Source organism: Actinophytocola xinjiangensis (assembly GCF_001921215.1).
GTDB lineage: Bacteria > Actinomycetota > Actinomycetes > Mycobacteriales > Pseudonocardiaceae > Actinophytocola > Actinophytocola xinjiangensis.
Window position 1 is genome coordinate 66927 of the sequence record NZ_MSIF01000021.1, and the last position, 13354, is coordinate 80280.

A 13354-nucleotide genomic window follows, 5' to 3' on the forward strand; every position below is an offset into this window, starting at 1 on the left:
CGACGACAGCCGCCAGCCCCGTTCCGGGCCAACGGGCCGCGCGTGGCCGATCGGTCAACGACGAGCCCGTCGGATCACCGGCTGCCGGTCCGTCAGCGGCGGGACCGTCACCGGCCGAGGCCGGCGACCACGGGGAACCGGCCGGCCGTCTGGTGCGTTGGGCGTGCATGGGCTGGCTGTGGGCGATGTCGATCCCCGGGATCGTGTGCCTGCTCGTCGTGCTGGCCGCGTTGGAGAGGTTCGGGCTGTGGGGCGGCCGGCGGAGCTGGTTGCCCGGGCGGGGAGACCGCACCCGTTCGTCGATCTCCGGGGTCGGCATCGAGGAGTTCGGCGCCTTCTTCTACGCCGGCAAACGCGACGAACTGGAACACCGGAAATCCGAGCTGGTCCTGCCCGAATCGGAGACCAGCGGGGACCCGCCGGAGATCTCCGTCGACCCGGAAACCGGCGAAACCGTTTACCGCCCGCGCCGAGCTTCCACTACCGGTTAAACCGGTCGGGGGATAAATCTCGGACGTGGCTACTATGCGTATATGTCGTCCACGGAACGGCCCAGTTGGGCGCCGGAATCCATCGACCTTGACCTCCCGAACGCCGCGCGGGTCTACGACTACCTGCTCGGCGGCGCCGCCAACTTCGAGCAGGACCGCATCTTCGCGGAGAAGGTCCTCGAAGCCATGCCCGAGGCCCGGTCCGCTGCCCGGCTGAACCGGGCCTTCCTCCGGCGCGCCGTCCGGTTCTGCGTGGAGACCGGCATCCGGCAGTTCATCGACGTCGGCTCCGGGATCCCCACCGCCGGCAACGTGCACGAGATCGCCCAGGCCCTCGACCCGGACAGCCGCATCCTCTACGTCGACAGCGAGCCGGTCGCCGTCACGCACAGCGAGCTGATCCTGCGCGGCAACGCCAACGCCGAGGCCATCCGCGCCGACCTGACCGACCCCGAGTCGGTCCTCGGCTCCGACGCCGCCCAACGCCTGATCGACCTCAGCCAGCCGGTGGCCGTCCTGATGGTCGCCGTCCTGCACTTCATCCCCGACGACGCCCAGCCGCACCGGGCCGTCGCCCGGTACGTCGAGGCCATGGCGCCCGGCAGCCACCTGGTGCTCTCGCACGCCGTGCGCCAGGACAGCACCCGCGCGGACACGGTCAACGAACTCTACGAGCGCAGCACCAACCCCGGCATCGGCCGCCCCCCGGAGGAGATCGCCGCGTTCTTCACCGGCACCACCCTGGTCCCGCCCGGTCTACTGTGGACACCGCAGTGGCGCCCGGAGACCCCCGGGGGCGCCGGCGACCACCCCGAGACCTCCCTCGTCCAGGCCGGCGTCGGTCACAAACCCTGAACGAACCCCGGCGGTGGCCCCAGGGCACCTCGCTGCGACACGATCAACGACGGCACCTCGGGTGTTCACCAGGTCGGGCGCAGGGGCATGTCCGCGTCCGACCCGTCCAGCCGTACGCCGAGAACCTGGTGCAACTGCACGGTGTTGCGCTCGAAGCCCAACCGCGACGCGGCCATGTACAGCCGCCACACGCGTGCCCGTTGCGATCCGACCTCGCCGACCGCGTCGGTCCAGTGGGCGTCCAGGTTGGCGCACCAGGCGGTGAGGGTGCGCGCGTAGTGCTCGCGCAGGTTCTCCTCGTGCCGCACCTCGAAACCGTTGTCGTGCATGGCCGAGACCAGGTGTCCCGGGCTCTCCAGCTCACCGTCGGGGAACACGTACCGGTTGAGGAAGCCGCCGACCCTGGTCGGTTCGAGGTTGGACGGCCGGGTGATGCAGTGGTTCAGCAGCCGGCCGCCGGGCCGCAGCTTGTCGTGCAGTGACTGGAAGTACGCGCCGAGGTTGGCCTTGCCGATGTGCTCGGTGAGACCGATCGAGCTGACGGCGTCGAACCCGGACTCGGCGACGTCGCGGTAGTCCAGGTGCCGGATCTCGGCCAGTTCGGTGAGCCCCGCCTCGGCGATCGCCTTCTGGCCCCACTCGGCCTGCTTGCGCGACAGGGTGACGCCGAGGGCCCGAACGCCGTAGTGGCGCGCGGCGTGCATGACCATGCCGCCCCAGCCGCAGCCGACGTCCAGCAGGCGCATGCCCTCGCCGAGGCCGAGCTTGCGGGCGATGAGGTCGTGCTTGGTCCACTGCGCGTCCTCCAGCGAGGAGTCGGCGTGCGGGTAGACCGCGCAGGTGTAGGCCATCGACGGGCCGAGGACCCACTCGTAGAACTTGTTGGACACGTCGTAGTGGTGGGAGATCGCGTCCTGGTCACGGGACTTGGAGTGGCGGCGGCCGTGGATCCTGGCCTCGGCCGCCGGCCGGCCGGTCGGCCACCACAGCCGGTAACCGCCGAGGCGGGCGGCCATCTCCACCCGCAGCGACACCGGAACGTGTTCCAGCGTCGCCGCGGACATGCTGCGCAGCGCCTGATAGATGTCACCGTCGATGTCCAACGTGCCCGAGATGTAGGCCCTGGCCAGACCAAGCTCGCCCGGTGCGGAGGCGAGGTGCGACATCGCCAGCGGCGATCGCACGACCACCCGCGCCGGGGCGTCCGGATCACCGGCCCGGCTGCCGTCGAAGGCCTTGAACTCCAGCGGAGCATCACGACCGATCGCGCGTTCGAAGATGTCAGCCAGCTGCATGGTCACTCCTTCCCGTCTATTGGTTGCCGACGCACTTCGCGTACAGGTCAGGAAGCCGACCGCGCGGGTCGTAGATCTCCTTGAGCTTGCGGTAGGTCCCGCCGTCGTACCGCAGCCAGAACTCATCCTCGGTGAAGTACGAATCGGAGTACAGCGACTTGTGACCCCCCAGCTCGGTGACCTTCCTCTCGATCAGGCGATTGTGGTGCCCCGGCCCCTCCCCGTGTCCTAACGGGACGGTTGCCCAGAATCCGACGTTGACAAACAGCTCCCCGGGTGGCATCGGGTAGAGCGGCCAGCCGTGCGACTCGCGCAGCCGGACCGGGCACAGCCAGACCGGTCGGATGCCGATCTCGTCATCGAAGAACTCGAGGAACTCGGCCAGCCGGCCCAGCGGCACCTCGATGTCCTGGATGACGGGCTCCCGCACCGGTCGCCCGAGCACCCGGTCCACCCGCGCGGACAACTCGTACCGCCGGTCGAGGGCGACGATCCGGCGGTAGACGTCCGACCGCAGGTACCGCCGGGGCCACAGACGCCGGACCAGCGGGTGCTGCGCCCCCAGCGCCTTCGAACACCAGAACCAGTCGGTGTCCCACCGCCAGAGATAGTCACGCGTGGTGAGGTAGTCCTCTGCGCGGTCCCGGACCGAGTGATAGTAGATCCGCCCACCGGTGTAGTCGGACACCCTCGGTGCCGAGTCGGTGAACCGGCCCAACGTCAGGTACATCTCGTTGCCGGCGAAGACCGTGCCGTCCACGAAGTCGATCTCCGGATCGGCACACACCTCGTCGATCGCGGACGCGCACTCCGCCGCCGATCCGTACCCGATGTGCCGCAACGCGACGAACGGCCGGGTCGGCGCGAGCTCGATCCGCAGCCGCAGTGCGTAGCCCAGGGTGCCGTAGGAGTTCGGAAATCCGAAGAACAGGTCACGGTGCTCGTTGTCCGGAGTGGCCAGGACGATGTCCCCGTCCGGCGTCAGGATCTCCAGCTCCAGGACGGCCTCGTGCGGCATCCCGGCCCGGAACGACGAGGACTCGATGCCCAGGCCCGCGACCGCGCCCCCGATCGTGATCGTCCGCAACTGCGGGACGACCGTCGGCATCAGCCCGTGCGGCAACGTCGCGTCGACGAGGTTCTCGTAGGTGGTCATGCCGCCCACGTCGGCCGTGCGCGTGGTCGGGTCAACGTGCAGGACCCGGGTGAAGGCGCTCACGTCCAGCGCGTTGACCGGGGCCGGATCACGGAAGCGGAACAGGTTGGAGGTCGGCTTGGCCAGTCGGATGGGACTACCGTCGGGGAGGCCCACGAGCTGTGCCCGCAAGACGCGCAGAGCATCGTCGTGGGTTATCAGTGCAGGTGAGCGGCTCACACCTCGATGCTAACCCCGATTTGAGAAAAGTTCGCGTCGCTAACCAGTGGGGGGTGGGGTGGTGGTGTCGTCCGGCCAGCTCGGCGGGTGGCCCTAGCCGTTCGGGCCGGACCCGACCGGCCTGGGTGGGTGTTGGCCGGCCGGGGTTGGGACACCCTCCGCCGAATACGCCTCGAACAGTGACGTCACATAGGAAAGGAACAGTCCGGCGAACCCGAACACACCCTCGATCGGATGCAGCTGGGCGAAACCGTAGGCCATCTCGCACCCACGATAGGAAGGCGCGGACTCCCGGACATCGGTGAACCAGTCGTAGAACGGAATCCGCTGCCCCGCCAGCCCGGGATCGATCAGCCACCCGTAGACCAGCAACAGATCCAACCCCACCGGCCGGTTCCGCAGCGCCCACCGGTAGGTCTCCGAGAACAGGTAGAACCGTTCCTCCACGGCCGTCGCGTACTGCCCGTGCCCCTCGGCCAGCGCCACCCCGTGCTCGGTGGAAGCCTGCTCCGCCAGGCTCCACGCCCGGTCGTGGGCGGCCCGGTTCGGGTGTGATCCGGTGATGTAGTCCGCCCACAGCTGTGAGCCGGGGTTGCCGAAATCGTCGGCGGAGGGATCCCGGGCGATGGCCAGGCCGCGTTCGATTCCTTCCACGATTCCGGCGTCCACATAGGAGACCCAGGTGCCGGGCGCGCCCAGGCCCTTGTCGCGGAAGAAGGTGATGACGCCTTCGATGTTTCGCCAGCTGTCACTCACGCCCAGTTCGGCGCCGTGGCCGGACTGCATCGCGCGGACGAACGTCAGTCGTTCGTTCATCGTCATCCGGTTGATGTCCTCGGCCGTGCAGTCCAGGGTGACCGCGCAGGAGGTCGGGGTGTCGGCCGCGGCGGGCGCCGCCGGCAGCGCCAGGGCGAAGGCCAGGGTGAGGACCGCCAGGCGCTTCATCGCAGCCCTCCGGCGATCGGCAGGGTGATGGTGCTCTTCGACGGGTTGACCGTCAGCGCCGTGCCGGGCAGTGGGCGCAGCGTGAACTGCTGGTCGGTCGACGCGATGACCAGGCCGACGCGATGTCCGGCGGCGAAGACGTGGTCGTCGGGTTCCAGGTCCCAGGTGAACGTGTACTCCTTGCCCTGGCGGATCGGGGTGCTGCGCTCGTCCGACAGGCGGTTCTGCACGTCCATCCACCCGCGCGTCACCATCACCGGCCCGGACGGACCGTAGTCGACCAGGACGGCGGTCAGGTTGGCGGCGTTACGGTTGTCGACCGACGCGCGCAGCGACACCGACGGCGTTCCGCTCAGCAACGCGTCCTCGGTCAGCGGGGCGGTGGTGTACACGAGACGGTGGGGGTTGGCGGTGTCCGGACCGGGCAGCAGCGCGGTGTCGATCGCCAGTTCGCGACCGGCGTCCACGAACGACTGGCGCGGGCCATTCGTCGGACGTGTGGTGAGGGTGCCGGGGTCGGTGGCGTTGGTCGCACCGAGGCGCAGGCGGGTGTCGCGGGCCTGGGGGGCCGGCCAGTCGGCGTACTGAACGTAGGCGCCGTCGGGGCGCTGCACGTCGGCCATCGGGTCGTCCATGACGCCGTTGTCCACACCGAACAGCCAGTGGTCCATCCAGCGGTTGAGCGTGTGCTGGTAGTTCGTCACGCCTCGCGGGCCGCCGTGGCCGTCCTTGTGCAGCCAGATCTTGCGCGGCACGTCGTTACGCTCCAGCTGCGACCACCAGGACGCGAACGCCCTGGGCATCACGTTGTAGTCCTCCAGGCCGTGCACCACGAACACACTCGCCTCGATGCCGCCCGCGCGGTGCAGGTAGTCCCGCTCGTGCCAGTACTCGTTGTAGTCACCGGTGGTTCGATCGGAGTACTGGAGCATCGGTTCGGTGATGAAGGAGCACTTGTCCCGCCGCTTCTCACCCTCGATCAGGTAGGCGAGGACGTCGAGGTCCTCCCCCTGGTACCGGTTGACGCCGACGGCGCTCCTGGCGGAGTGCGGCGCGCGGACGAGGCCGTTGGCCCGGTAGTAGTCGTACCAGCTGGCGATGGCCGAGATCGGGACGATCGTGCGCAGGCCGTCGACACCGGTGGTGGCGACCTGGTTGGGCAGCGTCCCGTTGTAGGAGACGCCGGTCATCGCGACGTCGCCGGTGGTCCAGTCGGCGTCGACCGGGTCGCCGGCCTCGGTCCAGGCGCGCGCCCGGCCGTTGAGCCAGTCAATCACCGCCTTGCCACCGAGCGTCTCGCTCATTCCCCCGACCGACGGACACCCGTCGGAGTAACCGGTGCCGATGCTTTCGCCGAGCACGACCGCGTACCCGCGCGGTACCCAGTCGTCGTCGAGCACGCTGTCCAGGTCCGGGCGGGGGCCGGTGGTGGCCGAGGCGGCGGCGACGCTCCTGCCCTGGAGCCCTTCCTGCGGCAACACCGTGAAGTCGACGTTGTGGTTCGGCTCGTCGCCGAGGTCGTACCGGTAGGGGCTGTGCTCGAAGATCACCGGGACCTTGATGCCCTCGGTCTCGGTCTCCCCCGGCCGGGACAGCTGGATCCGCACCCGGTCACGCTGCCCGTCGTGATCACTGTCCACCTCGGTCTCGACGAACAGCGTCTCCTCGACGGCGTCGGCGAGGTCGAACTGGGGGGCGCTCACCCCGTCGGCGAACCGCAGCCACGACGGTGTCTCCGGTAGGTCCGAGCCTCGGGGCTCGGCGCTGGCCGGTGTCGCGACGACCAGGGGGACGACCAGGGGCACGACAGCCGCGACAAGAACAAACATCCGACGTGACCGGCGCATGGGGGCCTCCGGGGGAGCGCAGGGCAAGTGACGATCATCCTAAGCCTGGATTCACACCAGATGGTGATTTCCCGTCCACCCGTTGGTCCCGGGACCGAATTGGTCTAGCATTGCCAACGCAAACCCGGCCATCGGCCGGCGCTGCACCGGCCTCGGCGGCCGCCACCGCCGGGGCCCTCATATCGTCACCCCGGTGACCATCGCCGTCGGTGTCTTCGACCTGTTCGCCTACTCCATCCCCGGGTCGCTCTACCTCTCCTTACTCGGCTATCTCGCCTTTCGGCTGAACCTGCTCGAACCGGCCGCGGTGCTGGGCCTGCCGGGTTTCCTGGTGGTCGTCGGCGCCGTGCTGCTGAGCTACCTGCTCGGCTACCTCGCCTACCCGCTCGGCGCGCTGGTGTCCCGGCTCGTGCCCAACCGGCGCCGCCACGACGCCCTGGCCGAGTTCATCGGCCGCACCCCGGCCGCCCGGGACCGTGACTACGTTCGCGCCGACCCGTTCCTGCTGCTCGCCGCCCTGCAACTGCACGACGACGAGGCCGCGACGCACGTGAACCGGACCCGCGCCACCGGCGTGATGCTGCGCAACTGCACCCCACCGCTGCTCGCCGGCGCCGTGGCGGCGGTGGTCGAGGCCGTCGCCGGACCCCGGCCGGCGGTCGCCGCCGTGTGCGCGGCGCTGTTCGTGGTCACCGCCGTCGTGCTGGTGACCCAGAGCCGCAAGCACGCCCGCTGGGCCACCATCAAGACCCTGGAGCTGTGCTTCTGGCTGCCCGACATCGACGACCGGCTCCGCACCGCCACGTCAGCCCCCTGACCAGCACGGCCAGCACCGACAGGGGTTCTACCGCCGGGCCCGGGGAGGGGTCCCTCAGCCGACGCCCAGGCCCAACTCCCTGGCGATCAGCATGCGCTGGACCTCGCTGGTGCCCTCGCCGATCTCCAGGATCTTGGCGTCGCGGTAGAAGCGGCCCACCGGGTACTCGTTCATGAAGCCGTAGCCGCCGAAGATCTGGGTGGCGTCGCGGGAGTTGTCCATGGCCGCGTTGGACGCGGTCAGCTTCGCCACGGCCGCCTCCTTCTTGAACGGCTCGGAGCGCCCCATCTTCGCCAGCGCCGCGTAGTAGGCCAGCCGCGCGGTGTGCGCCCGCGCCTCCATGTCGGCGATCTTGAACTGGATCGACTGGTACTCCCCGATCTTGTGCCCGAACGCCTCCCGCTCGTGCACGTACCGCAGGCACTCGTCGACGCAGCCCTGGGCCAGACCCACCGCCAGCGCGGCGATCGCGATCCGGCCCTCGTCCAGGATGGACAGGAACTGGGCGTAGCCCCGGCCGCGCTCGCCGAGCAGGTTGGCCGCCGGCACCCGGCAGTCGCTGAACGACAGCTCGCGGGTGTCCGAGGCGTTCCAGCCGACCTTCGAGTACTTCCTCGACACGGTGAAACCGGGGGTGCCCGACGGCACGATGATGGTGGAGATCTCCTTGCCACCATCGGGTTTCGTGCCGGTGACGGCCGCCACGATCACCAGCGCGGTGATGTCGGTGCCGGAGTTGGTGATGAACGACTTCGTCCCGTTGATCACCCACTCGTCGCCGTCCAGGCGCGCGGTGGTGAGCATGGCGCCGGCGTCCGAGCCGCTGCCGGGCTCGGTCAGGCCGAAGCCGCCGAGGCGTTCACCCGAGCACAGTCGCGGCAGCCACTCGGTCTTCTGCTCCTCGGTGCCGAAGCGGTACAGCGGCATCGCGCCCAGCGACACGCCGGCCTCCAGGGTCACGGCGACCGACGAGTCGACCCGGCCCAGCTCCTCCAGGGTGACGCACAGGGCGGTGAAGTCGCCGCCCATGCCGCCGTAGGTCTCCGGGAACGGGAGGCCGAACAGGCCCATCCGGCCCATCGTGGCGACCAGGTCGTACGGGAACTCCTCGCGCTCGTAGAAGCCGCCGATGACCGGCGCGACCTCCTCGTGCGCGAACTCCTCGACGGTCTTGCGCAGGGTCTCGTGCTCGTCGTCCAGCCGAAAGTCGATCATGGCTTACTCCTCCGGTGGGGTCACCACGGCAAGGGGTTGGTTGAGCGCGACCTGTTGGCCGGCGCGCACAGCGAGTTCGGTGAGCACACCGTCGACCGGTGCGGTGACGGTGTGCTCCATCTTCATCGCCTCGACGACCACCAGCGGGGTGCCCGCCGTGACCAGGTCGCCGACGGCGGCCTTGACCACCAGCACGGTGCCCGGCATCGGGCTGGTCACCGGGCCGCCAGCGGCCGACGCGGCCGACTCGCCCTCCAGCAGCGAGTGCTCGGCCACCGCCCAGGTGTGTCCGCCGGCGGCCAGCCACAGCGTGTCGCCCGACTGGGCCCGGCGGAACGTGGTCGTGCGGCCGGCGAAGGACACCTCCAGGACGTCGCCGTCGCGGCGCGCGGAGGCCGGGACCGGGTCGCCGCCGTCGACCTCGACGGTCCCGCCCCGCACCAGCACGGTGACCTGACGGTCGCCGCAGGCCAGGCGGAACGGGATGCCAGCGCGTGCGCCGAGGCGCCAGCCGTCGGGCACGGTCCACGGGTCGACGACCGCGCCGGTCGGGCGCAGGTCGAGCAGTTCGTCGAGGGCGGCGGCGGCCAGCACGATGTCCGGGACCTCGGCGCGGGTCAGCCGGGGCAGGCCGCGTTCGACCAGGCCGGTGTCCAGGCGGCCGGCGACCACGTCGTCGTCGGCGAGCAGGGCGCGCAGGAACGCGATGTTGGTGCCGACGCCGAGCACGGTGGTGTGCGCCAGCGCGACGGACAGCCGGCGCAGCGCCGAGGCCCGGTCGGGGGCCCAGGCGATCACCTTGGCCAGCATGGGGTCGTAGGCCGAGCCGACGACCGTGCCGGCGGCCAGCGCGGAGTCGACCCGTACGCCGGGGCCGGTCGGTTCGGTCAGGGCCAGCACGGTGCCGCCGGTGGGCAGGAAGTCGCGGGCCGGGTCCTCGGCGTAGACGCGGGCCTCCACCGCGTGCCCGTCGAGGACGACGTCGGACTGGCCGAAGGCCAGCGGGTGGCCGGCGGCGACCTTGAGCTGCTCGGCGACCAGGTCGAGGCCGGTGACCAGTTCGGTGACCGGGTGCTCGACCTGGAGGCGGGTGTTCATCTCCATGAAGAAGAACTCGTCCGGCCGGTCACCGGCGACGATGAACTCGACGGTCCCGGCGCCGGTGTAGCCGACGGCGCGGGCCGCCTCGACGGCCGCCGCGCCCATCCGTTCACGGTCCACATCGGACAGCAGCGGGGACGGGGCCTCCTCGACGATCTTCTGGTGGCGCCGTTGCAGGCTGCACTCGCGCTCGCCGAGGTGCACGACCGTGCCGTGGGCGTCGGCCAGGACCTGGATCTCGATGTGCCGGGGGTTGCGCACGAACCGCTCGACCAGCAGCGTGTCGTCGCCGAAGGCGCCACGGGCCTCGCGCCGCGCTGACTCCAGCGCCGCCGGCAACTCGGCCGGGTCGGTGACCCGGCGCATGCCCTTGCCACCACCGCCGGCCGACGGCTTGACCAGCACCGGGTAGCCGATCTCGGCGGCCGCCTCGACCAGGTCGGCGTCGGACATGCCGGACAGCGTGCGGCCGGGCACCACCGGCACCCCGGCCTCGGCGACCGTGCGCTTGGCACGGATCTTGTCGCCCATGGCGTCGATCGCGCCGGCCGGCGGGCCGACGAACACCAGCCCGGCGGCCGCGCAGGCCCTGGCGAACTCGGCGTTCTCGGCCAGGAAGCCGTAGCCGGGGTGCACCGCCCGCGCGCCGGTTTCCCGTGCGGCGTCGAGGATCGCCTCGATCGACAGGTAGCTCTCGACGCGCACCGCCTCGTCGGCCTCACGCACGTGCCGCGCGCCGGCATCGGCGTCGGTGTACACCGCGACCGCGCGCACACCGAGGCCGGCGAGGGTCCGGTGGACCCGCACCGCGATCTCGCCCCGGTTGGCGACCAGCACCGTGGAGAACACCATCGTCACATCCTGAAGACGCCGTAGCGGACCGGTTCCAGGGGAGCGTTGGCCGCGACCGACAGCGCCAGGCCGAGCACCTGGCGGGTGTCGGCCGGATCGATCACGCCGTCGTCCCAGAGCCGGGCGGTGGAGTAGTACGGGTTGCCCTGGTCCTCGTACTGCTCGCGGATCGGGTCCTTGAAGGACTCCTCGTCCTCGACCGGCCACGCCTCGCCACGCGCCTCGAGCTGGTCGCGGCGCACGGTGGCCAGCACCGAGGCGGCCTGTTCGCCGCCCATCACCGAGATCCGCGCGTTGGGCCACATCCACAGGAACCGGGGCGAGTACGCGCGCCCGCACATCGAGTAGTTGCCGGCGCCGAACGAGCCGCCGACGATCACGGTGAACTTCGGCACCCGCGCGCAGGCCACGGCGGTGACCATCTTGGCGCCGTGCTTGGCGATGCCGCCCTCCTCGTAGGCGCGGCCGACCATGAACCCGGTGATGTTCTGCAGGAACACCAGCGGGATGGAGCGCTGGTCGCACAGCTCGATGAAGTGCGCGCCCTTGAGCGCGGACTCGCCGAACAGCACGCCGTTGTTGGCCACGATGCCCACCGGGTGGCCGTGGATCCTGGCGAAGCCGGTGACCAGCGTGGTCCCGTACTCCTTCTTGAACTCCCGGAACCGGCTGCCGTCCACGACCCTGGCGATCACCTCGCGCACGTCGTAGGGGGTGCGTGAGTCGGTGGGGACCACCCCGTAGAGCTGCGCGGGGTCGACGGCGGGTTCCTCGGTGGGCGCGACCTCCCACGGGCGGGGGGCGCGCGGGCCCAGCGTGCTCACGATCGAGCGGACGATGCGCAGCGCGTGCGCGTCGTCCTCGGCGAGGTGGTCGGTGACCCCGGAGCGGCGGGCGTGCACGTCGCCGCCGCCGAGGTCCTCGGCGCTGACGACCTCACCGGTGGCGGCCTTCACCAGCGGTGGGCCGCCGAGGAAGATGGTGCCCTGGTCGCGGACGATGACCGCCTCGTCGCTCATCGCCGGGACGTAGGCGCCACCGGCGGTGCACGAGCCGAGCACGGCGGCGACCTGCGGGATGCCGCGCGCGGACATGGTGGCCTGGTTGAAGAAGATGCGGCCGAAGTGCTCGCGGTCGGGGAAGACCTCGTCCTGGCGGGGCAGGAACGCGCCGCCGGAGTCGACGAGGTAGACGCACGGCAGGTGGTTGTGCAGCGCCACCTCCTGCGCGCGCAGGTGTTTCTTGACCGTCATCGGGTAGTAGGTGCCGCCCTTGACGGTGGCGTCGTTGGCGACCACGACGCACTCGCGGCCGCTGACGCGGCCGATGCCGGTGATGATCCCGGCACCGGGCGCCTCGTCGGCGTACATGCCGGTGGCGGCCAGCGGGGACAGCTCCAGGAACGGCGATCCCGGGTCGAGCAGGGACTCGACCCGGTCGCGCGGCAGGAGCTTGCCCCGGTCGACGTGGCGCTGGCGGGCCTTCTCGCCACCGCCGCGTGCGGCGGTGGCGGATCGGGCCGCCAGGTCGTCGACCAGGGCAGCGTGCTCCTTGACGTACCGCTGGAACGCGGGGTCGGCCGGGTCGGCCGCGCTGCGCAGGACGGGTGCGTCCATCTCGCTCCACAGGTTAGTCATCGTTAACCTACGGAGGCAATGTTAGCGGTCTCTAACGTGACCGTCCACCCGGCTCCAGCACCGTGCGAGCCGCACCGAAACGCTTTTCGACCCTCACGCCACCCGGTTGAGCGCGGCGTAATAACCGTCGCGGTGACCGGCCACGTTCGGGTGATACGAGTCGCCGATCGGCCAGGTGAGGCTGTGCAGCCACCGGGTGCCGCTGGCACAGATCTCGTGACCGTCGAAGGCCGTCCGACCGTCCAGGAAGGTGAACCCGTAGGCGCCGGCCCGCGCCGAGATGACCTGCGCGAGCACGTCGGCGGAGGAGTTGATGGCCGCGCGCTTGGTCTCGGACAGGCCGACCGAGCAGGAGCCGCCCAGCTCGTAGATGTGCGGGTAGCCGAGCACCACGACCTGCGCGTTCGGCGCCCGGCTGTCGATCTGGGCGTACACGTTGTCCAGCCGACCCGGCAGCGTGTTGCGGGCGAAGGCCTGCGCCTCGTTGTTGCGGCTCACGCAACTGGCGTCGGAGCCGAGGTTGCAGTCGGTCATCACGTCGGCGAAGCCGGCGTCGTTGCCGCCGATGGAGATCGTCACCAGCGCGGTGTCCGAGGTCAGGGCGCTGACCTGGTTGTTCAGCACGTCCGAGGTCACCGCGCCCGAGCAGGCGACGAACGAGAAGGCCGACGGGGAGTTGGCGTTGGCCCACAACTGTGCGTAGGCGTTGGCACTGCGCTTGCAGCCGCCGGAGTCGCCGTAGCTGCCGGCACCGGTGCCCGAGGCGTAGGAGTCACCGAGAGCGACGTACTTTCCGGCGGCCTCGGCGGAGGCCGGCGCGGCAATTCCGACTAACGAAAGGGCCGCGAACACAGCCACGGCGAGTGAACGAGAGAGGCGCATTATTACCTCCAGCAGGGAATCCCGACCCCTCATCTCACCATT

At 70.4% G+C, this 13354-nt stretch carries 11 protein-coding genes; 3 read left to right on the forward strand and 8 right to left on the reverse strand.

Annotated elements, in window-relative coordinates; translation table 11 throughout:
- Positions 1–167 precede the first annotated feature (167 nt).
- Together BLA60_RS31510 and BLA60_RS31515 are read left to right on the forward strand one after the other, a co-directional pair.
- Positions 168–491: a DUF6191 domain-containing protein gene (locus BLA60_RS31510; protein ID WP_075136675.1), complete on the forward strand. Its 324-nt coding sequence runs from the start codon at positions 168–170 to the stop codon at positions 489–491.
- 42 nt (positions 492–533) lie between these two features.
- Positions 534–1346: an SAM-dependent methyltransferase gene (locus BLA60_RS31515; RefSeq protein WP_075136676.1), complete on the forward strand. Its 813-nt coding sequence runs from the start codon at positions 534–536 to the stop codon at positions 1344–1346.
- A 65-nt stretch (positions 1347–1411) separates the two neighbouring features.
- Here BLA60_RS31515 and BLA60_RS31520 read toward each other — a convergent pair whose 3' ends face one another.
- From BLA60_RS31520 to BLA60_RS31535, 4 genes are all read right to left on the reverse strand, one after another.
- Positions 1412–2641, reverse strand: a complete 1230-nt coding sequence (locus BLA60_RS31520; protein WP_075136677.1) for an SAM-dependent methyltransferase — start codon at positions 2639–2641, stop codon at positions 1412–1414.
- 16 nt (positions 2642–2657) lie between these two features.
- On the reverse strand, positions 2658–3968 hold the full coding sequence (locus tag BLA60_RS31525) for an FAD-binding oxidoreductase (protein WP_084735482.1): 1311 nt from the start codon (positions 3966–3968) through the stop codon (positions 2658–2660).
- Between the two features lie 141 nt (positions 3969–4109).
- Positions 4110–4961 (reverse strand): hypothetical protein, encoded by an 852-nt coding sequence (locus BLA60_RS31530; RefSeq protein WP_075136679.1) that lies wholly within the window; start codon positions 4959–4961, stop codon positions 4110–4112.
- Positions 4958–6790 carry a Xaa-Pro dipeptidyl-peptidase gene (locus BLA60_RS31535; RefSeq protein ID WP_154814758.1) on the reverse strand — a complete coding sequence of 611 codons (1833 nt, stop codon included), beginning with the start codon at positions 6788–6790 and terminating at the stop codon, positions 4958–4960. The genes BLA60_RS31530 and BLA60_RS31535 overlap by 4 nt, the downstream gene beginning before the upstream one ends.
- Positions 6791–7001: 211 nt before the next feature.
- Here BLA60_RS31535 and BLA60_RS31540 point away from each other — a divergent pair, with 211 nt between their 5' ends.
- The gene (locus BLA60_RS31540) at positions 7002–7625 is read left to right on the forward strand and encodes a hypothetical protein (RefSeq protein WP_075136681.1); all 624 of its coding nucleotides are present in this window, start codon (positions 7002–7004) and stop codon (positions 7623–7625) included.
- A 54-nt stretch (positions 7626–7679) separates the two neighbouring features.
- Here BLA60_RS31540 and BLA60_RS31545 read toward each other — a convergent pair whose 3' ends face one another.
- From BLA60_RS31545 to BLA60_RS31560, 4 genes are all read right to left on the reverse strand, one after another.
- Positions 7680–8840 carry an acyl-CoA dehydrogenase family protein gene (locus tag BLA60_RS31545; RefSeq protein WP_075136682.1) on the reverse strand — a complete coding sequence of 387 codons (1161 nt, stop codon included), beginning with the start codon at positions 8838–8840 and terminating at the stop codon, positions 7680–7682.
- 3 nt (positions 8841–8843) lie between these two features.
- A complete protein-coding gene (locus BLA60_RS31550; RefSeq protein ID WP_075136761.1) occupies positions 8844–10790 on the reverse strand; it encodes an ATP-binding protein in 1947 nt (648 codons plus the stop codon).
- A 5-nt stretch (positions 10791–10795) separates the two neighbouring features.
- Positions 10796–12409, reverse strand: a complete 1614-nt coding sequence (locus tag BLA60_RS31555) for a carboxyl transferase domain-containing protein (protein WP_075136683.1) — start codon at positions 12407–12409, stop codon at positions 10796–10798.
- Positions 12410–12523: 114 nt separating this feature from the next.
- Entirely contained in the window at positions 12524–13312 is a 789-nt protein-coding gene (locus BLA60_RS31560) for an SGNH/GDSL hydrolase family protein (RefSeq protein WP_084735484.1), read from the reverse strand.
- Between the last annotated feature and the right edge of the window lie 42 nt (positions 13313–13354).